A 24,086-nucleotide genomic window follows, 5' to 3' on the forward strand; every position below is an offset into this window, starting at 1 on the left:
CAAAAAACTAGGGCGATGACACCACCCTAGTTTCGATACACTATTATTATCTACCAATCTTACTGCGAACAGCTTGGTATTTGTTATAAATCCAGTATTTAATCGGTTTAATTGGCTTGTAGAAATCACCAATTAACTCTTCAATTTGAACATTAAAGCCACGTTTAAAGCGGTAAACACCATAATCTTCGCTATCCTCAGTGAAGTCACCTGATAAACCATAGAAATTATAGCGTTCATAGCCGTGCTCGAAACAATAATTAATCATGTGCCAATGCATCATATAAGGGCCCATGTAATTATTGTATTTAGCAGATGAACCACCTGAGAAGTAGTTCACTTCGTAAGCATTCGTAAAGAAGACACCACTTGCTAAGTTTAATACATCGCCGTCTGTTTGACGCAGCTCGCTAGCTGCAAGAAGTTCTTTCTGAGCATGACTAATTTGCTTGTCTAATTCAGCAATCTTCTTAAGTTGTTTATCAGATTTATTTTCTTTCGCCATCATTTGATCACGCTTAGACTCTTGTTCAGTTAATGACTTCTGAAGATTCTCGATATACTCACTTAGATCAATGTACGCTAGTGGCATTAACACTTTATCGCCGTAATTGTGAATAAAGTTCTTGAAATACTCATCGGTCTTAGACGTAAAACCTGTACGCGCTTCTGTTTCACGATACAACTCAAGGAAGATGTCGATTTCATCTTCGTCTAGCATACGAATCTTAACACCATAATTCTTAGCTTTGTTGATATTACGTTTACGCTGACTATCAAATTGCTTCTTAAGTGATTGTGGTGTTTCACCTTTTAGGTTTAATACACCCATCCATCTTACCTGACTTGAATTGTCATATTGCGTCGTAAACCCGTGGTGCGTATAACCATGTGACTTAAATAAATTCACTAACTTATCGTTCTTTTCAAAATCAGGAAACGGATTAATATCCTTATCATAAAGATTGTACATCCAGTAAGGGTCAATCTTTACATAAAGACATTGATGTTGCTTTAGATACTTATCAAGTCCCTTTAGATAGTAATCAACAAGACCTAAATCACTATAATCCATGACTGGACCGCGATTTGAGTAATAAACATAACTTCCAATTGTAGGAATCTTAGAAAATAGACTCGCAGCGATGACGCGATTTGCTTCATCTTTAACCCCGAGTAATACAACCTGGAAACCATCGTCTTCTCTTGTCTTAATACTTTCTTTCATTTGAAAGTAATGACTTTCCAATGTGGAATTTTGAACAAATTGGTCATATTCTTCAACTGTTAATTCTGTAAATTTCATACCAATCGAATTCCCTTCTTCTAGATAATACTATTATAACACTGTGTGAGACATAATAAATTACCTCTTAATTCTATCTTTTGCTTTTTTAAGCAATTTATAAACATTGTATGCCGGTTTGTTTATTGGTTTAACAAAGTCACCAACATATTCTATAACATCAGCATTGAATCCTTTTTTAAATTTAATTACGCCAGCATCTTCTGCCTCTTCTGAAAAGTCACCACTAATGCCATAGAAATTATAACGATCAATACCATGGTCTAGTGCGTAATTAATCATCTCCCATTGAACGGCGTAACTGCCTGCAAAGTGCCTAAACTCATTAGACGTTCCACCTGCGTAATAAACCACTTCAAAAGGATTAATAATAAAGAATGCTGCTGAAATTGGTAGCTCATTACCATGTTTCGCTTGTAAGTCTTTCGCTTCTTTAAGTTTGTTTTGGTTCGCTTCAAGTTGCTGTTCAAGATTCGCTTTTTTATTATGAGATTTCTTGTTATCTGGACGTTTCTCGATATCTTTCTCGGCTTTAGCAATCTCTTTATGGAAACCTGCTTCTTCTTTCGTTAATTCTTCGATATACTCATCGAAATTAATGTAAGCAAGCGGTACCAGTACACGGTCACCGTAATGCTTCATACGGTCGTAGTAGAAATCATCATCTCGGTCGTCGAATGCTTTCGTTTCAGCAGTTTGTTCCATAAACGAACGGAAGATATCTAATTCATCTTCTTTTAAGAAGCGAACTTTAACACCGTTCTTCGCAACTTTCTTAGTATTACGTTTGCGAAGGCTATCCATACCTTTAAGCACGTCTTTATCTGTCTTGTCTTTTAAATCAAGAACCGAGTGGAAACGAACTTGGTAAATTGAACTGAAACCAGTCGTAAATCCATCATGCTCGAAACCTAATTCTTGCATCTTATCAAATAACCAGTCGTTCTCATAATCCTTAATGACTTCACCATCATGATTACGCATCTTATATGGTAAATAAGGATCAACACGTAAATATAAACAGTTATATTGTTTTAAATACTTAGATAATTCGTTAAAAAAGAAGTGCACAAGCTCTTTATTGTCATAATCAATCACAGGTCCGCGATTCGAATAAAAGTACTTGTAAAATTTCATAACTGGTACTGCAGTTAACAGACAGGCTGCAAGTACATGATTATCTTTGTCTTTAATACCTACTAAATGTGTTTCAGTACCTTCAGATACTTTCAACTCATAGTTTTGTTCCATTTGTGTAAAATGGCTATAAGGCATTGCATCCGCAAATTGCCCAAATTCTGCAGTCGTTAAATTCGTAAATTTCATTTTCATTATGCTCCTATATCTCTAAATACGTCATTTACTAAAACTTTAGTGTTTCGAAATATATGACCCTTTAACTTTGGCTATTATACAATAAAGCTTAGCAAAACTAAAAGTGTAAAGAACGTTAAATTCTTAATTTAAAATCGTTTTTGTATGTATGTCATTGATGCAACTTATATGTCTAATTTAAAAATGACTAAGAGGCATCAAAAAAACACCTCAATATTATATTAACATGTATGAAACCGTAAATATAATAATTGAAGTGTTATTAAATGTTTATTTAATTGATAAGATTACCCTTTTAACGCATTTTTTAAAGCAACGCCAACGCCTTCACTTGATTGAGGGTTTTGTCCTGTTATAAAAGGCTTGCTCTCAATAACATGTTCAGAAAAATCATCTTTAGATTCAAATTCTGCACCTTGCTTACGTAATTCAGTTTCAAGCAAGAATGGAACTTTGTCATCAAGCTTCATTGCTTTTTCTTCACTATCCGTAAAGCCTGTTATTTTAATATCTTTCACAAGGTATTCACCATTATCATCTTTCGCACCTACAAATGCACTAGGTCCGTGACAAACAGCTGATACCCATTTATCTTCTTTAATAAATGCTTGAACAAGTGCACTTACTTTCTCATTGTTCGCGTAATCGAATACTGTACCGTGTCCGCCTGGGAAATAAACTGCATCATAATCACTACTATTCACTTCATCAATTGATTTTAATTGCTGAAGTAATTTTGAGAAACCTTCATACTTTTCAAGTTCATTATTTGCTACAGAATTAGGGTCAACAGGTGTGCTACCACCTTTAATTGAACTTAATTCTACTTCAATACCAGCATCATCTAACACATGGTAAACCGCCGCAGCTTCTTCTAACCATAAACCAGTTGGCGTACCATCTTTAAATTCATCCGTACTCGTTAAGACAAATAATACTTTAGTCATGATATATCTCCCTTCTTTATGGTACCTCGTAATCTTATTATATCACATGCGTTATCGAGATTCATTTAAAGCGGCTTGTATTGAAGCCAAATACTGATACGTCGTTTCGTCAGGTCCTTCCTTGAAACGTTTAACAATTTCACTACCGATAACGACACCATCAGCCGTAGCTGCGATTTCTTTGACGTCTTTCGGTGTCTTAATACCAAACCCTGCCATCACAGGTACTTTGGCATGACGCTTAATAAATTCAATTTTTTCTTTTAGCTCAGGGTGAAAGGCCCCGTCCTGCCCTGTAATTGCATTCATCGTTACCGTGTATATAAAGCCCTCAGCTTCTTTCGCAATGTTTTCAATACGTGCTTCATTCGCTGTCATCGAGATTAACGAAATTAACTTTAGCTTACGATTCGGATGGCGTTCTTTAAGTTGCTTCAGTAGTTCATACGGTAAATCAGGTATAATTAATCCATACACCCCTGCTTCCGTACAAGCTTTAAAAAATGCATCTTCACCATACACTTCGATCATATGATAATACGTCATCAAGATATATGGGACCTTAATATGATCACGGTGTTGTTTCAAAGTCTCTAAAATCTTATCCGTAGTTTGTCCTTCGCGAATCGCCTCTTGGCCAGCTTCCATTATAATTGGCCCGTCTGCTACAGGATCTGAAAATGGAATGCCAATTTCAACATAATCCGCACCGTAATGTTCTAAGAGCTTCAAATTTTCAATCATCTTCTGATTACCCATAATATAAGGTACAAATAATTTACCCATCACGACGCACCTCTTCTCCAAAGTAAGTTCGAATCGTGTCCATATCTTTATCACCACGTCCAGATATCGTTACGACAATGATGTCATCTGGATTCATTTCTTGTGCTAAACGCTCGACATAACTTAGCGCATGCGCACTTTCTATTGCCGGGATAATCCCTTCAGCTTCCGTAAAGCGTTTCAATGCTTGCATAGCTTCATCATCAGAAGCCATTTCATATTGAACACGTCCAATATCGTGGTAATAGCAATGTTCCGGGCCAATTCCAGGATAATCCAGTCCAGCAGAAATAGAATGCGCTAAATCAATTTGATTATGTTCATCTTGGATGATATACATCTTCGTACCATGTAACACACCCTTTTTACCTTTATTAATTGCAAGCGCGTGACGTTTCGTATCTGGCCCTTCTCCTGATGCTTCTACACCGTATAACTTAACCGATTCATCTTGTATGAAGGGATAGAATGTTCCTATCGCATTCGAACCACCACCTATACAAGCAACAACCGCATCAGGTAAACGGTTTTCGCGTTTCATTAATTGTGACTTGATTTCCTTACCGATAACACTTTGGAAATCTCTTACCATAGTTGGAGACGGATCTGGCCCTAAAGCTGATCCTAATAAGTAATGCGTGTCATCAACGTTCTCAACCCAGTATTGGAGTGCCTTGTTTACGGCATCAGATAACGTACCTTGCCCATCCGTAACACTCACCACTTTAGCGCCTAACAATTCCATTCGAAACACATTTTGCTTTTGACGACGAATATCTTCCTCACCCATAAATACAATTAAATCCATATCGAATAAAGCTGCAACAGTCGCACTCGCTACACCATGTTGTCCTGCACCCGTTTCAGCGACAAGCTTCTTTTTACCCATTGCTTGAGCAACGAGCGCTTGACCGAGGGCATTATTAATTTTATGCGCACCAGTATGATTCAAATCCTCACGCTTTAAATAAATCTTCGCCCCACCTATCGCCTTCGTATAGGATTCAGCATAAGTCAGCGGTGTTTCACGTCCTACATAGTGCTTCAAATAATCTTGATACTTCTCTTGAAAAGCCACGTCCGTTTTCAATCTTTGATAAACTGTCTTTAACTCTTGAACAGCAGGCATTAACGTTTCAGGTACAAATTGCCCACCATATTCTCCAAAGAAGCCTAATTCATCAGCTTCAGTTTGTATATATGTCATGTTAAACGCTCCTTTTTATTGTATTTATAAAAGCTTCCATTTTTTCTTGAGATTTATAACCATCTACTTCAATACCACTTGATAAATCAAAACCAATAAGACACTGAGATATATGTTTCGCCTGTTCAACATTGTCACTGTTTATACCGCCTGCTAGTAGAAATGGTGTATCTTTAATGGCTTTTACTAAAGACCATTTAAAAGTTTCACCTGTACCACCACGCTGTGAAGACGGTGTATCAATGATAAATACATCTACAAGCGACTCATATAACCTCATGATGCGCGACGTTTTAGTTGAAGCGGGTATCGCTTTAAAAATTTTCACATCAGGATACTTGTCTTTAATGTCCTTGATATAACCCGGTTCCTCATTGCCATGTAATTGAATGGTATTAATAGAAGTTTGCGTTAAAATCTCGTCTATAAGCGCCATTTTTGGATTAACTAACACTGCCACACGGTCGATTTTAGAAGGGATCGCTTGAGATAACGTTTTCATTTCTTCAATCGAAACATGTCGTTTACTTTTCGGATAATGAATAAAACCAATCGCATTAACCCCTAATTCAACAGCTACTTCAACTTCAACTAACCTTTTAAAACCGCAAAATTTGATATACATCGTGATCAGATCCTTTGCCTTAATTGAGGTATCAATGCGTCGAGTCGTTTTGAACGCATTAACGCTTCACCCATCAATACACCAGAAATGCCTGAGTCTATGATTGCTGCAATATCTTCAGGCGACTGAATGCCACTTTCAGATATATAATACGTATGACTGTTCAAGTCTCCATTTAAGATATGTTTCGTATGTTGCACATCCGTTATAAAGGTTTTTAAATCCCTGTTATTCACACCAATTAAACGAGGATTCAATTGATGCGCACGTTCAAGTTCTTGTTTATCGTGTACTTCAACAAGTACCTCTAAATCTTTTTCAAGCGCATAGTTGTATAACAACTCCAATTGTGCATCAGTTAAGATATGAACGATCAGTAGAATGATGTCAGCTCCTGCTTGGTGCGCAACATCAATTTGAGACGTATCAACGATAAAATCTTTGCATAAAATCGGTAAATCGGTATGTTGTCTTAATTGCATGAGACGCTCGAAACTACCTGAAAAGTACTTTTCATCGGTTAAAATAGATATTGCTTTCGCACCGTGCGCTTCATAAACTTTAACCTGTTCAACAAGATTACGCGTTGGAATATCTTTGACGCTCGGACTCTTAGATTTGATTTCAGCTATAACTTCGATGTGATTGCTCGCTTCTAGTGCGCTAATAAATGAGCGCTTAGAATGAGAACGCTCAGACTTAATTTCAGTTAACTTTCGCTTATAATAGCCGTCTTCAATTAATGTGGTCTTATATTCAACAATGTCGTCTAAAATCGTCATACGCTAACACCTCCTAATTGTTGATACAATTTCAAAGCGAATTGTTTGTCTATGATCTTTCGCGCTTGATGTACGCCTTCCTGAATCGATGCTGCTTTTTCGCTTACATACAAAGCAATGCCTGCATTTAATAAAACCACATCACGCTTTGGTCCTTGCTCCGTGCCATTTAAGATACGTAGCGTGATTGCTTTATTGACGTCAACATCCCCACCTATCAACGACGCATTATCCGCATAATTCAAACCGAAGTCCTTAGCATTTATCGTATATTGTTTAATCTCGTTCGGAGTGACTTCATAAATTAAGTTATCTCCGGATAACGTAGCCTCATCCATACCATTCGCACCATGTACGACGATTGCACGCTTACGTCCAAGCGTTTGAATTGTCTTTGCAATCATCGACATCTTACTAGGTTCGTAAACACCCATAACTTGGTAATCTAATTGAAACGGATTAATCATCGGCCCAACAATATTGAAAACAGTGGGCATTGGAATACGTTTTCGAATCGGTTGAATGTACTTAAACACTGGATACGTTTCAGTGGCACTTAAGAATGATATTCCTTTTTCATCAACGTCTTGTGTAGCGTTTTGAACGCTCAACGTTTCAACTTTTAAAGCTTCTAAAAGGTCGACGCTACCTGACTTGGAAGTAATGCTTCTGTTGCCGTGCTTTATAATAGGCACGCCTGCAGCCGCAACTACAAACGACACGGTTGTTGAAATGTTAAAGCTATTCGAGCGATCGCCACCTGTTCCACATACGCACATCGCATTATTGTATGTGGGCTGCGTTTGATACATCGAAGCGATTAATGCTTTTGTTAAAGCTGTTAACTCCTCAGTTGTTTCGCGCTTCATCGTAAAAGCAATTAAAATGTGCAGTTTCTCTTGCTCATCCACATTTTCATCTAAAAAGAAGTCAACCATCCACTGTACTTCAGCCTCTGTTAAGTTTTGAAATTGCATAAGCTTTTTTAAGATTTCCATGGTTTTTGACTCCTTTCTTTTGTTAGGTCAACAAAATTCTTTATGATTTGAGGTCCTACATCACAAGCGAACGATTCTGGATGATACTGAATACCGAAATGTGGTTTACTTTGATGCTCGAAAGACTGAATACAGTCTTTAATAGTGCCAGTGATAACCAACCGATGTGGAAAAGATTCAAACTGACAAACTAATGAGTGGTAACGCATAATGTCGAAATATTCTGATAAACCTTTGTATAATCGAGACGGATAATTAACCTTCATTCGGTCTACTTTTCCATGTAAGACCTTCTCACCTTCCACCACTAAACCGTTGTAGTAACAATTAATAGCTTGAGCGCCTAAGCATACGCCTAAGATTGGTTTATGGTCATATCGAGAAATAATCTTCTCTAAATCATTTGTATCAATCGGATGTCCTGGACCAGGTGAAATGACCACCCCATCGCATTCAATTTGCAGAACATCATTATCATCTGGGTAACGAATAATCACATCGTCGTGCTTAGCTATTAAATCAATCAAGTTGTAGGTAAATGAATCGTAGTTGTCGATGATTAAAATCATGGTGTTACCTCCAATAAACTTTTAGCTTTAAGTTTCGTTTCATTCAATTCATTCTCAACCTTAGAGTCATAGACAACACCACATCCTGCTTCCACACGCACAAACGTGTCATCAATAAGCATCGTGCGAATTGCTAAAGCTAAATCGAGATTCTGATTACAATTGATATAACCAACGCCACCACTATAAACGCCTCGTTTATAAGGATGCGTTTCATAGATACGTTGTATCGCACGTAACTTTGGTGCTCCTGAAACCGTTCCCGTAGGTAGTAAACTCGTTATGACTTCGATTGGCGATATGTCATCCTTCAACTCGCCTTCAACTTCGCTGACGATATGCATGACATGTTCGAAACGCTCAATGTCCATCAACTTTTTAAGTGACACTGAACCAACCTTTGAAACGCGATGGACATCGTTACGCCCTAAATCTACCAACATGCGGTGTTCACTTAATTCCTTCTCATCATTCATGAGTTGCTTGGCATTCTGACAATCTTCATGTTCATCTCGACCTCTTGAAATCGTTCCAGCAATAGGATTCGTGGTAACCTTGTTATTCGTTACCTTCACAAAGCTTTCAGGTGAACTTCCAACAATAATGTCATCCTCTAAGTTAATGTAGTACAAATAAGGACTCGGGTTACGACGCTTTAACTTCCGATAAAGTTGGTAACTTAAACTATCTAACTGATCCTGAAATCCATGCTTATATTGATAAATACGCGATGGAACCACCTGAAACATATCCCCAGCCTTAATGAGCTTCTTGAAGGTATTAACGCGTTCCTTGAACGTTTCTTCATCAATATTCGCCGTGATTGTTTTGTCTTCATTTTGAAAAGCCACATCGTTCTTGAATACGGGTACAGACTGTAATGCCTTTACCATTTGATCAACCCTCATATCAAGTTCATATTCAGAAAATTCAGAAAATAGATTTGATGAAATGACGTATAAAAGCTCTTTATAGTGATCAAATACATAAACACTTTCAATCATATAGAATTTTAAATCCGAACTATCTCCCTCAATAGGTATGTCCATTAATTTAGGAAATGCATGTCTCACTAAGTCGAAACTACATGTACCAATAAATCCTGAAACAAATGGTAAATGTGCAAGCGAAGGATCTTTGATGTCCTCATGATACTGATTGATAAACGTTTTTAACTTTTCATAAGGTGATAACGTCTCTTTAATGATTCTAGAAGGAAACCAAATTCGTAACAACTCATGATTTAACTCCACTCTGCCATATGGCTCGAATGCGACAATTGAATATCGACCTTTTTGTTGGTTATTACTTGAACTCTCCAAAATGATTTTTTTATCTCTCAAATAACCGAGTGCTTCTGGTGTGATATCTGCTGGTAAAACTTTGTAACTTATCTTCAATTTGGTTTCCTCCTTTTTAAAATAAAAACGCGCGTATGCAATCCTTCGAAAAGGACGCTTACGCGCGGTACCACCTTAATTAATTGCATAGATGCAATTCACTCTTACATATTCAATTCGTTGTATCCTTGATAAAACCCAATTCATTATTTGAAGGTGTTAGTTTACATCAACCACTAACTTTCTTATGCTACCGTCTCAAATAACTACTTCATTCTATCTAACAAAAAACACCACAATAACGCGAAAGATAAGGACGCGTTACCGTGGTGCCACCTTAATTAACAATTTCTTGTTCACTTTAATGATTTATTGATTTATGAAACACACTGCCCAATTCACATCCTGATTTGTGCTAATTTCCATCAACCATTAGCTTTCTGATTGCTACAAATACATATGCTACTTATCAATGCGTTATCAACATACGTTTACGTCGTTGAATTAATACATACTATACATCGGTCATTTTAAGATGTCAACAAATTTTTTTAATTTTTAAAAGTTATTTTATGCGTCATCCATTTTTGATAAACAATATACTTTTAATAATTGCATCGTAGCATTTAATGAATCAACATGCGTACGTTCTAAGGCATGTGAGGATTCGATGCCTGCACCGAATAAACCGTGTTTAATATCTGCGCCTGCTTTTAACGCTGCTGATGCGTCTGACACATAATATGGATAGATATCAACTTTATACGGAATCTTATTTAGCTTACATAATTGAATAAGTTGTTCTTTAAGCTTCTTGTGATAAGGACCTGAACTATCTTTCGCACATATAGAAACGGTATATTCATCTGAGTTCTGTCCATCACCTAGAGCCCCCATATCAAATGCAATAAATTCTTCGATCTGATCTGATATATTTGAGTTAGCCCCATAGCCAATTTCCTCATTATTTGAAATATAGAAGTAAGTCTGATGAGGTAACGTGATTGATTCTGAACGAATTTCTTTTAGGAAAGCCATAATCATGGCTACGCTAGCTTTATCATCCAGATGTCTAGACTTAATGAAACCTGATTGAGTCACAACTGTTTTAGGATCGAAACTTACAAAGTCTCCTACTTCGATACCTAAATCTCTAGTTTCTTCTGCTGAGCGAACTTTCTCATCAATTCTCACTTCCATATGAGCTTGGTCACGTGGAATTTTATCATTATCTCGATAGACATGAACACTTGTCTCATGTAAGCAAATCGTGCCCGTGTACATTTCGCCAGTCGCCGTTTCTATTTCGACGTAGTCTCCTTCTACTGCGTTATAGTTAAAACTACCAATAATATCTAAAGCCAAGCGGCCGTCTTCTTTGATTTCTTTAACCATTGCGCCTAACGTATCCACGTGAGCAGTAATACAACGTTGGCGTTCTTGATTATCGCCTTCTACCTCGATAAACAATCCACCTTTAGTCGTTTGATAAGTTTTGAAACCAAGTTCCTTCGCATAGTCTTTAACATATTGGATTGCCTTTTCAGTATGGCCAGATGGACTATTAATAGCCGTTAGAGATTTTATTAAGTCTAAGATCGTATCTTGCATGCAGATTCCTCCTAAAATTTACATGTTTGAATTGTCTCTATACAAATATATCATTAAACAAAATATTTTCATTGATTTTAGCATTTAATCGTTGTAAAATTCAAAATATTATAAATTAAGGTGGGATACGATGACTCATATACTTTTTGTTGGACTTGGTTTAATTGGAGGTAGTTTAGCAAGTAATATTAAACATCATCACAACGATGTGATTATTTCTGCATATGATTATAATGCATCGCAACTTGATAAAGCATATAGCATAGGCATTATAGACCACAAACAATCTCATTATGAACAAGCAGTTGCAAAAGCAGATATCATCTTCTATGCAACGCCTGTTAGCCAAACTGTTACGTATCTCAAAACATTACCTTCTTTAGAAACCAAGCCTGGCTTAATCGTCACTGACACAGGTAGTACTAAGAATTCCATTCTTGCTTTCGAACAAGAACTACTTGAACATGATATTCATTTAGTTGGTGGTCACCCTATGGCTGGTAGTCATAAATCAGGTATATTAAATGCTAAAAAACACTTATTTGAAAATGCTTATTATATGTTTACCTATAATTTAGACGCTAATGCGAACGCAGCTAAGCGTATCGAACATTTATTGCAACACACATTAGCTCAATTTATTACGGTTAACGCAGATGAACACGACTTTGTAACAGGCGTTGTAAGTCACTTTCCACATATCATTGCCGCAAGCCTTGTTCATTTAAACAAACGTTATGCAAATGAATCTCAACTCGTTCCCCTTCTAGCTGCAGGTGGCTTTAGAGATATTACACGAATCGCGAGTAGTAATGCTGAAATGTGGCGTGATATCACGCTTGAAAACAAAAATCACCTGATTAAGCTCATGAAAAATTGGCAACAACAGATGGCTGAAGCAACGCAAATGCTTGAAGATACTGAGCCTGAAGCACTCTACCAATTCTTTGAACAAGCCAAAACTTATCGCGATGCGCTTCCTTCTCAGAAAAAAGGTGCAGTTTTATCGAGTTTTGATCTCTTTGTAGACATCCCTGACCGCCCGGGTATGATTAGCGAAGTTACTAAACTCTTAAGTTTACATAATATTTCTATAAGCAACTTAAGAATACTTGAGACTCGAGAAGACATTTACGGCGCCTTACGGGTTAGCTTTAAATCACCAGAAGACCGTCAAAAAGGGATTGAAGCACTTCACCAATTTGAAACCTACTTACCTTAGTTCTATGTAAATAATTTAATCACTATATACACTTGGATTTATGGCTTTATGCTATTATTTATATCAATTTCCTTACAGCTGACTCCTAGGGGAGTAGCGTGCGTCCTGAGACTACAGGCTCAGGCCACACCCCAGGAAAGCATGCTGTTAAGGAAATTGAGTAATTTGTTCTAGCTTACATTTTATGTCCTGCCATCAGTCCTAAACGATTATGTTTCGTACCAGCATCTGTATACGAAATCGCTTTCGATATAATACCTTTTCCATATTTAAATTGTAATTGGTCGATTGTTTTAGCTAACTTTTCATCTCTTCTACGTTGAAATTCATCTGAGAATAGATTAAGTTGACGTTCAGTATCATTCGAAAATTGCGTTAACGACACACTTAATGTTCGATATAATGCAGACTTATCGCACATCTTATCTGCATGCTTTTCAATAATTTGGAAAATCTCTTCATCAAGGTTAGTACCTTCAGGTATTGTATATTGCTTGTGAACACCCCCACCATCTTTATATCCCATGGAGAAATGAATCGTTTTAGCGAATTGGTTACGCGCACGTAAACGACTCGCAGCATCTTCTATTAATTCACGCATTACGATTTTAGATTCTTCATATTCGTAATCTCTCATCAAGATTTGACTCTTACAGATTGAGGGATTATTCACTTTGTACTTTTCACGCACTAAACTTTGATCGATACCATTAGCATGTAAATGTAAATCAACCCCAATTACACCAAAGTCACGCTTTAGATATTGGTGTGGGTACTTCGCTAACTGCCCCATTGTAAAAATACCGCGTTTATTTAATTTAGCTTCAGTTCGACGGTTAATTCCCCAGAATTCTCTTAAAGGTTCAATAGGCCACAGTTTAGTCGGCACATCATGATAACGCCATTCTGCTATCATGGATGGTTGATGCTTAGCTTCATTATCTAATGCGATTTTACTTAACAACATGTTTGAACCAATACCTATTGCACATGTAATCTTAGTTTCGTCATAAATTTCTTTAATTAAACGTTCGCAAAATGAATGTAGTGTTGTATTAAAACGATGATAACTATTCGTAACATCCATAAAGAATTCATCAATACTGTACTGATGTAAATCCTCAGGCGGAACATATTGCAAAGCGATTTTAGAAATCTGAACAGATACATTTAAATACTTACGCATACTCGGGTTAATAATATAAATATCATTACGGTGAGGTATCTCAAATAAACGTGACCCTGTTTTGATACCTAACTTCTTAAGTGGCGGTGTGGCTGCTAATACAACAGACCCCTGCCTTTTTGTATCTGCCACAACAGCTAATTTCGTCTTCATTGGGTCTAATCCCTTTTCCCTACATGAAACACTCGCAAAGAAACTCTTTTGGTCAATACACAAGACATCCCGATTTTCTAATAAATTGTAATCGTACATGTATATCACACCCTTTCTTAAACTACTAAACTCTCGATCGATTATGTCTCTATTATATACGAACACCTGTTCCTATTCAAGAGTTTTAAGAACGAATGTTCTGTTTTTACATAAAAAAAACGACAAGCCATACGACTTGTCGCCTCGAAATATTTATCTTTCAATTTTAATTGTTTCTTGTCCTTCAGTATCAATACTATTTTCAATATAAACGTGAGTTTTAATTGATATGTCACTAATGTCTGATTTAAATTCGAGTTGCTTAGGTTTGAATTTAAATGGCACATCTCTAACTTCGTGCGCATCAATAATGATGTCATCTTCCATCACAAACTCATCAAGTTCATGTTCGATTGTGTTAATATCACTTGTTTCATCAGTGTTTTCAAATTCTTCCATAAGCTTCAATGACATATGTGTAATCGTTTGCTTGCTTTCTCCTGCTTTTAAAATAATCGTACCGTGAATTTCTTCATCTTTAGCAAAAGAAGTTTTATCAAGCTTTGTTTCAACAGTCATACCCTTGATGCCTAATGAAGTAAGTATTTCTTCAAACATATATGTTCACTCCTCAAATCGGTATAATACGCTTAATCTAAATTTATCATAAGAATCATCATTACGAAATTAAAATATCAAAAGTGATATAATAAATTTACAAACATTAAAGGGGGTCATCACATGCCAATCGTAACGGTTCAACTCATTGAGGGTAGAACGGACGAACAACTTAAAGCAATGGTGTCTGAAGTAACAGACGCGGTTGAGAAGACAACAGGTGCTAACCGAGAAGCAATCCAAGTGGTAATCGAAGAAATGAAGAAAACGCATTATAGCGTAGGTGGCGTTAGAAAGTCAGATCAATAAGTGCTACAAATGAAAAAGGTTGGAACAATCATCGTTCCAACCTTTTAATTGAGTCCGTTAGAATTTAGGGAATGGAATGCGTTTCTTAGAATCATTCGGACCTAAAAATTTACGAACCTTTTCTTTATTTTGTTCTTTATCTATCTGTAAGGCAGAGCCATCGCTTTCAGTTTGAATATCGCTATACGTGCCTTTTGCAGGAACGCTTAACGTATCGATATCTTTACTACCTCTTAAAACGAAACTTAAACCTGTTTGATAAATTGTCGTATCAGGCATATCCGTGTTCACGTAGCCACGCATGATACCAGCAAGTTTTGGTCCTTTATAAATCGTTTTCGGACTAATGAGCTCTTTTTTAAGTGCCTTCATAACTTGTTGCTGTCGACGCACACGACCGAAGTCGCCTTCTTCATCATTTCTAAAACGTGCATAACCTAGAAGTTCTTTACCATTTAGACGATGATGTCCTTTTGTTAAAGAGACACCTATTTTTTCAGACATGTCCTTCTCTACGTCGATAGGAATGCCTTTAGGGCTTAATTCGTCTATCATTTGCTCAAACCCTTTAAAGTCGAGTATCGCATAATATTCAGGATCTATATCTAAATTCTTTTTAAGCGTCTGTCTAAGTAATTCTGGTCCTCCCAGTGAGTATGCTGAATTTATTTTGTGTTCGCCGTAACCTGGTATCTCAGCATAAATGTCTCTCATTACTGAAACGACTTTCATATCTTTATGAATGTAATCATATTGTGCAATCATGATTGAATCGGTTCTTGATATGCCACCGTCTTCACGGTCAGCACCAAGAATCATAACTGTAGCTTTACCATCATTTTTTACTTTACCATTAAATTTTTCAATTTTATGTTCGTAATTATTAGACTTAGCGGCTGATAATCCTTTTTGATATCCTTTAAAGATAAAAGCCATAACCAGTGCTCCTAATATTAATAATGCTAAAATAACAAAAGGCCATTTTTTTAAGCGTTTTCGTTTTTTCTTCCTGCTATAGTTACCATTTTCTATTTCTGTTCGTTCTTGTTCTCTCATGTTAATCAACCTTATATCTTCAAAATTAGGGCTTCTTGTACTATAATAAATACATATTAAAGTTAAAGAAAAACCTTTTAAAAATCAAGCCTTTATATAACAAATCATACAAAGGTCCAATAAAGAGAGGGAAGTTTATGAATATCAATACAGCATACTTTGCTGGCGGGTGCTTTTGGTGCATGACCAAGCCTTTTGACACAAATGAGGGCATCGAATCCGTCACTTCAGGATACATGGGTGGTCATAAACAAAACCCTACATACGAAGACGTTAAGTCCGGTGAAACAGGCCACTTTGAAACCGTACGCATTGAATACGATGTGGCCCTATTCTCGTATAATAAATTACTTGAAATCTTCTTCTCAGTCATTGATCCTACTGATGCTGAAGGTCAATTCCAAGATCGAGGTTCACAATACCGTACAGCCATCTTCTACACAAACGAAGATCAAAAACAGCAGGCAGAGGCTTATATTGAATCACTTAAATCAACGCTTAATCATGACAAAGCAATAGCAACACAGATACTTCCTGCTCAAACGTTTTACGAAGCTGAAGATTATCATCAAAATTTCTATAAGAAAAATCCTGAACGCTACCAAGAAGAAGTTGAAGCGCGTCAAGCTTATAAAACTTCCCACTAAATACTATTATCAGAGTTTAAAGTTCCTCACAGCTTACTCCTAGGGGATAAGCATGAGTCTGGAGACTACAGGCTCCGACCATGCCCCAGGAAAGCATGCTGGGAAGGAACTTTTTTATTTACGATGAATAGCTGAAATCACCTTCAAACAAGCTTGCCAGGACGTATATTCCGCATGATAGATCAGATACCGCGACTCAAACGACGGTTTAAACTTCTCCTTATACTGACGCAGCCCCTTAAAACGATAAATCCCGTTAAAGTGATCATACACGCGACGCGCAAATTTCTCACGACTATACGCATATTTTAAATGTCCTACATTCGATAACGTCGCCATACCCATATTAAATCGCTGAAAGCCCTTTTCTTTATAATAAAGCATACTGTGAATATAAAGCGCATCCATGAATGGTAGCTTTATCTCAGGATTCCATCGTATTAAATCAACTGAAATCGCATCATTATTATTCGACGGCATCTCAGTACAAAACGCCTGAATAACACCCTCTTTATCTCGCAAGACGAGAATGGCTGCTTTAGATACATACATATAAGTGAAATGACCAATCGAAAAGTATTTTTCCTTACGACCTTCCAACCATCTATCACTCACTTTTGTTAACGCTAACCAATCATCGTACGTATATGGTGGCTCTAAATATTCAAATTGATAACCAAGTGCCTCCAGTTTATTTAACGTTGCACGCATGCCACGTTTTTTCTTCCCACTTATTGAAAAGTCATTTAGATTTATAAGCGCTTCCTCACCCAATTTAAAAAATTGATTGCCAAAACTATGTTACAAAGACAAGTACCTTTCCGAAACTTGATAAAACACGATATCATAACCAAGGTACTCCGCATGTGCATAGAATGAACTCAACATCTCTTCAAAAACGTCTCCATTTCCGATTGGGTCTCCTAGTACAACAATCGTATTACGTTTCATTTTATAGATGAGAAACGCCTCTTGATAAATGAATATTTGTTTATCACCTGTAAACATTAAATGACTCAAGTGATGCCCACCATATCGTTCTAACAATGGTTCACATTCCCTTATCGAATGCTTACTCAGTTGCCCTTTATATCTCCTTTCGAAAAGCCAAACCACAATCATAACTAAAAAAGATATAACAACAAACGTTGTTAAAAAGCTATAAGATACCGAATATGTGAACATCTCAATGTTTTGAAGCCTGATCGTTACTAATGCTTCATTAATACTAAGTTGAATCATACCGATAATACATAGTAATGTCGTCATACCTATTACAAAACGTTTTAATCTAAATGTACGCTTTAAGACTTTGGCCTTTTTAAAAAGTTTCAATAATATAAACAAGTTAACCGCTATGATGACAATTTGAAAACTTGTTGCAAACGTCATCAAGGTCGTAAATAATATTGTAGCTTCAGACACAATACTAAATAATATAGCGCGTTTACTCCCTTTAAAGACACCATAAAAGTTCAAGAATAATAACAAACAAGCACTTATGTGAATCGATAATATAATGAGATAAAACTGGCGATCGTTATCATAAATACCATCGATAAAAATTGAAACACTATAGATGAAATAAATGAAAGTACTAAAGCTTAATACAACCATTTGAGCGACGTGAGGCAAGTTTCGTAAAATGTCCTTTTGAAACGAGCGAATAAAAGATGTCGTATCTTTCGCCGGGATATAGTATTTCGAAGCCTCGAGCAAACGCTTCGCAAATTGACCTAATTCAAATGTCATTAGGATAACAGCAACACATAAAGGTGCAATATAATAAACAAATCGGTATAAAAGTAAACCAAGGACAATCAGTTCCTCATCGATGCCTAGAGATTTAAGTCCGAGTACCATCACTAAATCGAAAGCACCAAAGCCACCTGGCACAAAACTAATTAGACCCGAAATAGAAGCAATAATGAATAAACTTAGTAAATCAATTAGGTCTATGTGTACATTTAATACAATAAAGCAAAAATATAATATGAAAAATGCACTTAACCACTCTATGCATGAAATAAGCATACAATACAAGCCTACTCGTCTGCGCCCTTTTATAACAGGTTTGATAAAGGTGTAAATAAGATAAAACGGTAGAAACAAAATGACAATGATATACATCCCTGCTAACCAAGGGCGATCAAATAACAAATATTGATTGTAGAAGAAATGATATATCATGAATAATCCAAGAAAGCTTAAACCGGTCATCATTGAAACTAAAATATAACTTATAAATCGAATGAGTGTAGGTCGATCTTGTACATAAGACTTGTAAAACATCATTCGGACGGATGCACCTATTATACCCCCAAAACCTAATACAGCATTGAACGCATTTATAATGTAACTAAACCTCATCACATTCTGAAGTGGAATCTTAATAGATAAAATTCTTGTTAGTAAAACATCATAGAGACATAAAATAAGGAGTGCTAAACAACCTGCTAGTATAAGAGGTATAAGCGTAAAACGGTCAATTTCAGTAAATAAATGAAGTACTTTGGAGATATTTATATGCTGAAGTTCTTGTTTTAATATGAAAAATACACAAATAAATAACGTAATTCCAAATATCAATTTTGCAAATTTAAGTATGGTCTTCTTCGATTGATAATTCATGTTGCGCCTCTTTATTGAATGATGTTGAAAAAAATATAGCACATATTTCATAAATTTGGTAGAAAATATACTTAGAAATTTATGATAAATTAATACGATTCAACAATTTTAGTAATGATTAGACATAAAATTTGCGTATTGTCGTGGCGTGGCTTTTCAAATAGAAAAAAGCTACCAACCTATACAGGCGGTAGCTTAAATGATCAAAACGCGATATTATTCGTAAGACACATTCTTGCGATCTTCTTCGATTTCATAAGCGCCAGCATCATCGCTGTAATATTTATTGTAACGACGCTTGAATATTAAGAAGAAATGCGTAACAAGTACTTTAATCACTGCGTATGCAGGAATACCGATAATCACACCGATAACACCGAGTAAATTACCTGCAGTTAATAACACGAAGATGATTGTTAATGGATGGATTTGTAATGTTTTACCCATCACATTGGGTGAAATAAAGTGACCTTCGATAAATTGAACCAATGTCCAAACCACAACGAGTTTTAATAACATAATTGGAGACATTGTAATAGATATGATAATAGCTGGCGTTATCGCAATTGTTGGACCGAGATAAGGAACGACGCTTGTCACGGCCGCGATACATGCAAGTACAACTGCGTATTTCAAGCCAATAACGCTATACCCAATAAATAGTAAAATACCGATACATAACGAAACGATAATTTGACCTTGAATGTATGAACCAACTTGATGACTCATCTTCTCAGTTAAATCATGGTAATCTTTACGGTATTTAGGTGGCATTAATTTCGTCGTGTAATCTTTAAACTTATGACCATCTTTAAGTAAGAAGAATAAAACGAATGGTGCCGTTAGAACGATTACCGTAATATTCGAAAGCGTATCAGCTAAGCTCTTAAGTGTTTGGCTAATGCCGCCGCCACCTGAAGATTTTTGAAGCATTTGTGGAATTTTCTTACTGAATTCCGTTGCTTTCGTTTGAACTTCATTATAAATGCTCGCAAACATACCATCGCTAAAGCGGTTATCTAAGAATTGATTGAACTTATCCATTAACTTAGGTACGTTTGTCGCTAAACTTTTAAGTTGATCACTTATTAATGGAATTAAGATATTTACGATAAATCCGAAACCAGCGACGATGAATACGAAGAGTATAATGATCCCCCAAAGTCGCGGTATATGGTAACGTTCCATTAAATTCACTAAAGGATTAAATAAGTAATATAGAATGAGTCCTACAAGAACAGGACCAACGATTGTGTTAAAGATAATCACTAGTGGCGTGAATATAAAGGAAACTTTATCAAAGATAAATATAAAAATTCCGATTAATATGAGCGCTATCAACGCAAATATTAAATTCTTGCCACCGAAGAATTTCATGAAGTGTGTCTCACGCATTGGAATGCGTTTTGAAGGTTTAGTCTCTTTCTCCGACATGCTTACACCTACTTTCTTATCCTTGTTTATCCCCTTATTGATATGGTTCTAAACAACAAATTTTACCAATACCTAGTTTACATAATATAATTATTGTTTTCTCGTTTCCACATAAAAAGACCAACCATATCAAATGGTTGGTCGTTGGAAAGATTATCGTTTCTTAGATTTTGCTTTTCAATTTGAATAATTGATATAAAACCGGTCTTACAGGCTTAATAAAGTCACCGATATACTCTTCTACTTTAGCATCGAAGCCTTTCTTAAACTGTTGAACACCAAAGTCTTCCGCTTCATCTGAAAAGTCTCCTGTAATGCCATAGAAATTATATTTGTTAATACCATGCTTCTTACCAAACTTAATCATTTCCCATTGCAACGCATACGCACCCATAAATTCATTATATTTAGGGTTAGAACCACTTGATAAGTAGTAGACCTCATGGTCATTGTATACATAAAGTGCAGCGGCTAAATCTAGAATCTTACCATCTGTTTGGATCAGTTCTTTAATATGTGCTACTTTCTTCTCTGTACTAGTAACAGTTTGTTCAGTTTGCTTGAACTTATTTTTATTTTTCTTAGAGTTTGGATTTTCACTTAAAACTTCTTCGATTTGTTTAAGTGCCTCTTTACCTTCGCCTAATTTAAACTCTAATTGAACGAGATATTTCTCTAAATCGATATAAGCAAGTTTTAAGAAACCATTATCCTTGTATACCTTTTGCATCTTTTCAAAATAAGGTTCGTCACGGAAGCTGAATCCATGCTTTTCTTCCGCCATTTGAAATAATTTGAAGAAGCGATTCGTTTCTTCAATTGGTAAGGTTTTAACTTTAACGCCCATTTCATCTGTCTTTTTAATATTACGACGCGTTTGGTAGTTCATATTCTTAAGTAATTGCTTTTCACTTTTACCTTCTAGATCCAGCACGGATAACCATCTAATTTGACTAATCTTATCATAACCAATGTCAAAGCCTTGATGAATGTATCCATGACGCTTAAGTTGAGCCATTAAAGGTTTGTTATTGAACGATTGGATAATATGCCCATCTGCGTCACGTAAGTTTTCCATAATATGAGGATCCAAACGCACATATAAACAATTATTAGCTTTTAAGAATTGGTTTAAATTAGAGAAGAAAAAATCGACAAGTTCGACATTATCATAATCCATTACTGGTCCACGATGTGTATAGAAGTAGTTGAAATATTTTAAGGCTCTTGTTTTATTTAATAAACAAGCAGCTAAAACATTGCCGTCTTCATCTTTAACACCTAATAAATAAGCTGTCTTACCTTCATTGTTAAGAAATTCGTAATTTTGAAGAGACTGCGTATAATGTGAAAAGTTCTCTTTCATAAATTGTTCAAACTCATGTAATTCTAACTCTTGAAAAAACATAACAATTACTCCTTATTCATCGTTAATATTAAAAATTTATCCTTATCATCTATAATATCATTATTATTTAAATTAAATATTAAGAACCCTTTAAAATTGTCGTGTACATTTATCTTTGAATATTCTTATTTAAAATAGCGATAACATATAAACCAAGAAACACTTCTACAGGTAAGCTTGCTGCAAAGAATTCGATTTCATGTTTTTCACCACGTTGCTTCGTTAACTTATGCTTACTCATATCTAAGAATGAGCGTCTTGCTTTCATAACAACCTTATCCGCTTCATCTTTAATATCTGTCGTTTGAGACATATAAGGGTTATGTAGGTTGTACGTGAAGTCCTTACCACAAAACTGATAAGGTAGTTGTTGTTTAATACCACTATCCTTACCTATCAATTTCTTCATTTTAAATGTACCGATTTTTTCATCATCTAAGTATACATCGTAGCCATAATGTACGGTGAAAAAGTGTGACTTTAAATATACTTTATGTTGAGGTGACTCAATTTCTAAACTACAACCAACAAATATCGTTGAAAGTGCCGACGCATACTTGTTAAGAATCGTGTCGTATTTGATCTCATAAGACAACGGTGTATGGTCGTTATTAAAGATAGGAATCTTTAAACTATGGAATAAATAAATAGGTGTTTGTAAAAAATACTCATGCTCGCCTAAATTCAAATCAACTTGCGCCTTATCTGTAATACTTTGTTGAAGTTGCTTTAATAACCTTTTACGAATATTTATAAATACGATAATAAAAATAAACAAACCTAATACGATAAGCCACATAACCCACCAGGGACCATCAATTATGAGAGGGGCATCAGTGAAATACAAATATGTATTATAAGTAGCAAAAATAGTCACTGCAATTAATAATATAATTGGGACTACTACTTCCATGAGTCATCCTCCTAAATTAAATTGTATAACTATAGAATAACAAAACTTTTTGAAATTATATATAAGAACTTCTTATTTTGAAAAAGAAAAACACTTAGCATGTTAAAACTAAGTGTTTATAAATAAAAATTAATTTTTAAGTTACCTCATTCGAAGTTTATAATACGTTAATATACCAAAGAAAATGATTAGACCAACTAATTGAATGATCCATACGATATTCATTTCACCAAATGTAATTTGTTGATAGAAATTATAAAACGATAGTGCTATAAAGAAGAATGCTACAGTGAATTTTGAAGCGAGATTAAATTGCAATTTCTCCATTTCATCTTGTTTTCGCATGTAAATCCTCCTCATCATTTATTCATATTTGAAAAGCTCATCTACAGTCACATTAAACTGTTTCGCCAATTTAAAAGCCAATACTAATGTCGGGTCGTACTTATTATTTTCAATCGCATTAATTGTTTGTCTTGAAACACGCACATTCTTACTTAAAGTATCCTGTGACATACCAATCTTTTTACGGTAAGCCCTAATATTATTTTTCATTAATCCTTCATCCTTAGCTATATTTACGGTTTACTTTAATATAGCTTAATACATATATAATGATAAAGATAGGAATATAAAGAATTTCAGGATTATAATAAACCGTTTGTGCCACAACATGCTTATCCGGTTGATATAGACCTATCCATTTAAAGATTAACCATAGCGCTATCGCTCTAAAGCTATAATTAAGCGTATAGGCCAAAGTTTCTAAGCGTATCTTCCTTCCTCGTTCATCTATGCGCCATTTACGTTTCATATTTTTGGTATCGATAGCTAAATATTTATTCTGGAATGTAAATAAGAGTATGATCAGTATCAACGCTGCAAGGTACTTCAACTTCTTTACCTCCTCAAAATGTAAAATACTTTTGACATTTATTACGATAATCGATTTCCATATTTATGT

Annotated in this window: 23 protein-coding genes and 1 pseudogene; 3 read left to right on the plus strand and 21 right to left on the minus strand. The window is 35.5% G+C overall.

Features of this window, described 5'->3' with window-relative positions; all coding sequences use genetic code 11:
- Positions 1–46 precede the first annotated feature (46 nt).
- The 11 genes from A33S_RS0102740 to A33S_RS0102790 form a co-directional block, all read right to left on the minus strand.
- Positions 47–1,306, minus strand: a complete 1,260-nt coding sequence (locus tag A33S_RS0102740; protein ID WP_017176522.1) for an aminoacyltransferase — start codon at positions 1,304–1,306, stop codon at positions 47–49.
- Between the two features lie 60 nt (positions 1,307–1,366).
- Positions 1,367–2,632, minus strand: coding sequence for an aminoacyltransferase (locus A33S_RS0102745; RefSeq protein ID WP_017176523.1), 1,266 nt, complete (start codon positions 2,630–2,632; stop codon positions 1,367–1,369).
- 296 nt (positions 2,633–2,928) lie between these two features.
- Positions 2,929–3,591 (minus strand): type 1 glutamine amidotransferase domain-containing protein, encoded by a 663-nt coding sequence (locus tag A33S_RS0102750; protein ID WP_193765453.1) that lies wholly within the window; start codon positions 3,589–3,591, stop codon positions 2,929–2,931.
- A 48-nt stretch (positions 3,592–3,639) separates the two neighbouring features.
- Positions 3,640–4,374, minus strand: coding sequence for a tryptophan synthase subunit alpha (gene trpA / locus A33S_RS0102755; RefSeq protein ID WP_009383990.1), 735 nt, complete (start codon positions 4,372–4,374; stop codon positions 3,640–3,642).
- On the minus strand, positions 4,367–5,581 hold the full coding sequence (trpB, locus tag A33S_RS0102760) for a tryptophan synthase subunit beta (protein ID WP_009383989.1): 1,215 nt from the start codon (positions 5,579–5,581) through the stop codon (positions 4,367–4,369). The genes trpA and trpB overlap by 8 nt, the downstream gene beginning before the upstream one ends.
- Before the next feature lies 1 nt (position 5,582).
- A complete protein-coding gene (locus A33S_RS0102765) occupies positions 5,583–6,206 on the minus strand; it encodes a phosphoribosylanthranilate isomerase (protein WP_009383988.1) in 624 nt (207 codons plus the stop codon).
- Between the two features lie 5 nt (positions 6,207–6,211).
- Entirely contained in the window at positions 6,212–6,988 is a 777-nt protein-coding gene (gene trpC, locus A33S_RS0102770; protein ID WP_009383987.1) for an indole-3-glycerol phosphate synthase TrpC, read from the minus strand.
- Complete coding sequence (gene trpD / locus A33S_RS0102775) at positions 6,985–7,986, minus strand: anthranilate phosphoribosyltransferase (RefSeq protein WP_009383986.1); 1,002 nt, start codon at positions 7,984–7,986, stop codon at positions 6,985–6,987. Before trpD ends, trpC begins: the two co-directional genes overlap by 4 nt.
- Positions 7,974–8,555, minus strand: coding sequence for an anthranilate synthase component II (locus A33S_RS0102780; protein ID WP_009383985.1), 582 nt, complete (start codon positions 8,553–8,555; stop codon positions 7,974–7,976). Before A33S_RS0102780 ends, trpD begins: the two co-directional genes overlap by 13 nt.
- Positions 8,552–9,955 (minus strand): anthranilate synthase component I, encoded by a 1,404-nt coding sequence (locus tag A33S_RS0102785; protein WP_017176524.1) that lies wholly within the window; start codon positions 9,953–9,955, stop codon positions 8,552–8,554. The genes A33S_RS0102780 and A33S_RS0102785 overlap by 4 nt, the downstream gene beginning before the upstream one ends.
- A 510-nt stretch (positions 9,956–10,465) precedes the next feature.
- The gene (locus A33S_RS0102790) at positions 10,466–11,506 is read right to left on the minus strand and encodes a M42 family metallopeptidase (protein ID WP_009383984.1); all 1,041 of its coding nucleotides are present in this window, start codon (positions 11,504–11,506) and stop codon (positions 10,466–10,468) included.
- 130 nt (positions 11,507–11,636) lie between these two features.
- Here A33S_RS0102790 and A33S_RS0102795 point away from each other — a divergent pair, with 130 nt between their 5' ends.
- Positions 11,637–12,728, plus strand: coding sequence for a prephenate dehydrogenase (locus A33S_RS0102795; protein WP_009383983.1), 1,092 nt, complete (start codon positions 11,637–11,639; stop codon positions 12,726–12,728).
- Between the two features lie 175 nt (positions 12,729–12,903).
- On the opposite strand, the gene A33S_RS0102800 is transcribed toward A33S_RS0102795, so the two are convergent.
- Both A33S_RS0102800 and A33S_RS0102805 read right to left on the minus strand, forming a co-directional pair.
- Positions 12,904–14,166 carry a Y-family DNA polymerase gene (locus A33S_RS0102800; RefSeq protein ID WP_009383982.1) on the minus strand — a complete coding sequence of 421 codons (1,263 nt, stop codon included), beginning with the start codon at positions 14,164–14,166 and terminating at the stop codon, positions 12,904–12,906.
- Positions 14,167–14,319: 153 nt separating this feature from the next.
- Positions 14,320–14,724 carry a sporulation protein gene (locus A33S_RS0102805; protein WP_009383981.1) on the minus strand — a complete coding sequence of 135 codons (405 nt, stop codon included), beginning with the start codon at positions 14,722–14,724 and terminating at the stop codon, positions 14,320–14,322.
- A 105-nt stretch (positions 14,725–14,829) separates the two neighbouring features.
- Between A33S_RS0102805 and A33S_RS0102810 the strand changes: the two genes are divergently transcribed.
- Entirely contained in the window at positions 14,830–15,033 is a 204-nt protein-coding gene (locus A33S_RS0102810) for a 2-hydroxymuconate tautomerase (protein WP_268741336.1), read from the plus strand.
- A gap of 57 nt (positions 15,034–15,090) precedes the next feature.
- Here the strand turns inward: A33S_RS0102810 and A33S_RS0102815 are convergent, their stop codons facing one another.
- Positions 15,091–16,089: an LCP family protein gene (locus A33S_RS0102815; protein WP_009383979.1), complete on the minus strand. Its 999-nt coding sequence runs from the start codon at positions 16,087–16,089 to the stop codon at positions 15,091–15,093.
- A gap of 137 nt (positions 16,090–16,226) precedes the next feature.
- On the opposite strand from A33S_RS0102815, the gene msrA reads away from it, so the two are divergent.
- Positions 16,227–16,736, plus strand: coding sequence for a peptide-methionine (S)-S-oxide reductase MsrA (gene msrA / locus A33S_RS0102820; RefSeq protein WP_009383978.1), 510 nt, complete (start codon positions 16,227–16,229; stop codon positions 16,734–16,736).
- A gap of 114 nt (positions 16,737–16,850) precedes the next feature.
- Here msrA and mprF read toward each other — a convergent pair.
- The 7 genes and pseudogenes from mprF to A33S_RS0102860 form a co-directional block, all read right to left on the minus strand.
- Positions 16,851–19,418 (minus strand): annotated as a pseudogene (gene mprF / locus A33S_RS0102830) (bifunctional lysylphosphatidylglycerol flippase/synthetase MprF).
- A gap of 165 nt (positions 19,419–19,583) precedes the next feature.
- The gene (locus tag A33S_RS0102835) at positions 19,584–20,801 is read right to left on the minus strand and encodes an AI-2E family transporter (RefSeq protein ID WP_009383975.1); all 1,218 of its coding nucleotides are present in this window, start codon (positions 20,799–20,801) and stop codon (positions 19,584–19,586) included.
- Positions 20,802–20,964: 163 nt separating this feature from the next.
- Entirely contained in the window at positions 20,965–22,209 is a 1,245-nt protein-coding gene (locus A33S_RS0102840; RefSeq protein ID WP_017176526.1) for an aminoacyltransferase, read from the minus strand.
- A 109-nt stretch (positions 22,210–22,318) separates the two neighbouring features.
- A complete protein-coding gene (locus A33S_RS0102845) occupies positions 22,319–23,122 on the minus strand; it encodes a hypothetical protein (RefSeq protein WP_009383972.1) in 804 nt (267 codons plus the stop codon).
- A 141-nt stretch (positions 23,123–23,263) separates the two neighbouring features.
- Complete coding sequence (locus A33S_RS0102850) at positions 23,264–23,467, minus strand: hypothetical protein (RefSeq protein WP_009383971.1); 204 nt, start codon at positions 23,465–23,467, stop codon at positions 23,264–23,266.
- 18 nt (positions 23,468–23,485) lie between these two features.
- Positions 23,486–23,677 (minus strand): helix-turn-helix transcriptional regulator, encoded by a 192-nt coding sequence (locus A33S_RS0102855; RefSeq protein ID WP_009383970.1) that lies wholly within the window; start codon positions 23,675–23,677, stop codon positions 23,486–23,488.
- Positions 23,678–23,690: 13 nt separating this feature from the next.
- The gene (locus A33S_RS0102860) at positions 23,691–24,017 is read right to left on the minus strand and encodes a hypothetical protein (RefSeq protein ID WP_009383969.1); all 327 of its coding nucleotides are present in this window, start codon (positions 24,015–24,017) and stop codon (positions 23,691–23,693) included.
- Positions 24,018–24,086: the final 69 nt, after the last annotated feature.

Origin of the sequence: Staphylococcus massiliensis CCUG 55927 (assembly GCF_000298075.1) — a bacterium.
Lineage (GTDB): Bacteria > Bacillota > Bacilli > Staphylococcales > Staphylococcaceae > Staphylococcus > Staphylococcus massiliensis.

Coding starts and splice junctions, on each gene's coding strand:
- A33S_RS0102835 (WP_009383975.1), bottom strand. CDS start 20,801: ATGTCGGAGAAAGAGACTAAACCTTCAAAACGCATTCCAATGCGTGAG.
- A33S_RS0102855 (WP_009383970.1), bottom strand. CDS start 23,677: ATGAAAAATAATATTAGGGCTTACCGTAAAAAGATTGGTATGTCACAG.
- A33S_RS0102815 (WP_009383979.1), bottom strand. CDS start 16,089: ATGAGAGAACAAGAACGAACAGAAATAGAAAATGGTAACTATAGCAGG.
- A33S_RS0102740 (WP_017176522.1), bottom strand. CDS start 1,306: ATGAAATTTACAGAATTAACAGTTGAAGAATATGACCAATTTGTTCAA.
- A33S_RS0102850 (WP_009383971.1), bottom strand. CDS start 23,467: ATGCGAAAACAAGATGAAATGGAGAAATTGCAATTTAATCTCGCTTCA.
- trpC (WP_009383987.1), bottom strand. CDS start 6,988: ATGACGATTTTAGACGACATTGTTGAATATAAGACCACATTAATTGAA.
- A33S_RS0102795 (WP_009383983.1), top strand. CDS start 11,637: ATGACTCATATACTTTTTGTTGGACTTGGTTTAATTGGAGGTAGTTTA.
- msrA (WP_009383978.1), top strand. CDS start 16,227: ATGAATATCAATACAGCATACTTTGCTGGCGGGTGCTTTTGGTGCATG.
- A33S_RS0102765 (WP_009383988.1), bottom strand. CDS start 6,206: ATGTATATCAAATTTTGCGGTTTTAAAAGGTTAGTTGAAGTTGAAGTA.
- A33S_RS0102780 (WP_009383985.1), bottom strand. CDS start 8,555: ATGATTTTAATCATCGACAACTACGATTCATTTACCTACAACTTGATT.
- A33S_RS0102800 (WP_009383982.1), bottom strand. CDS start 14,166: ATGTACGATTACAATTTATTAGAAAATCGGGATGTCTTGTGTATTGAC.
- A33S_RS0102840 (WP_017176526.1), bottom strand. CDS start 22,209: ATGTTTTTTCAAGAGTTAGAATTACATGAGTTTGAACAATTTATGAAA.
- trpD (WP_009383986.1), bottom strand. CDS start 7,986: ATGGAAATCTTAAAAAAGCTTATGCAATTTCAAAACTTAACAGAGGCT.
- A33S_RS0102745 (WP_017176523.1), bottom strand. CDS start 2,632: ATGAAATTTACGAATTTAACGACTGCAGAATTTGGGCAATTTGCGGAT.
- trpB (WP_009383989.1), bottom strand. CDS start 5,581: ATGACATATATACAAACTGAAGCTGATGAATTAGGCTTCTTTGGAGAA.
- trpA (WP_009383990.1), bottom strand. CDS start 4,374: ATGGGTAAATTATTTGTACCTTATATTATGGGTAATCAGAAGATGATT.
- A33S_RS0102845 (WP_009383972.1), bottom strand. CDS start 23,122: ATGGAAGTAGTAGTCCCAATTATATTATTAATTGCAGTGACTATTTTT.
- A33S_RS0102805 (WP_009383981.1), bottom strand. CDS start 14,724: ATGTTTGAAGAAATACTTACTTCATTAGGCATCAAGGGTATGACTGTT.
- A33S_RS0102790 (WP_009383984.1), bottom strand. CDS start 11,506: ATGCAAGATACGATCTTAGACTTAATAAAATCTCTAACGGCTATTAAT.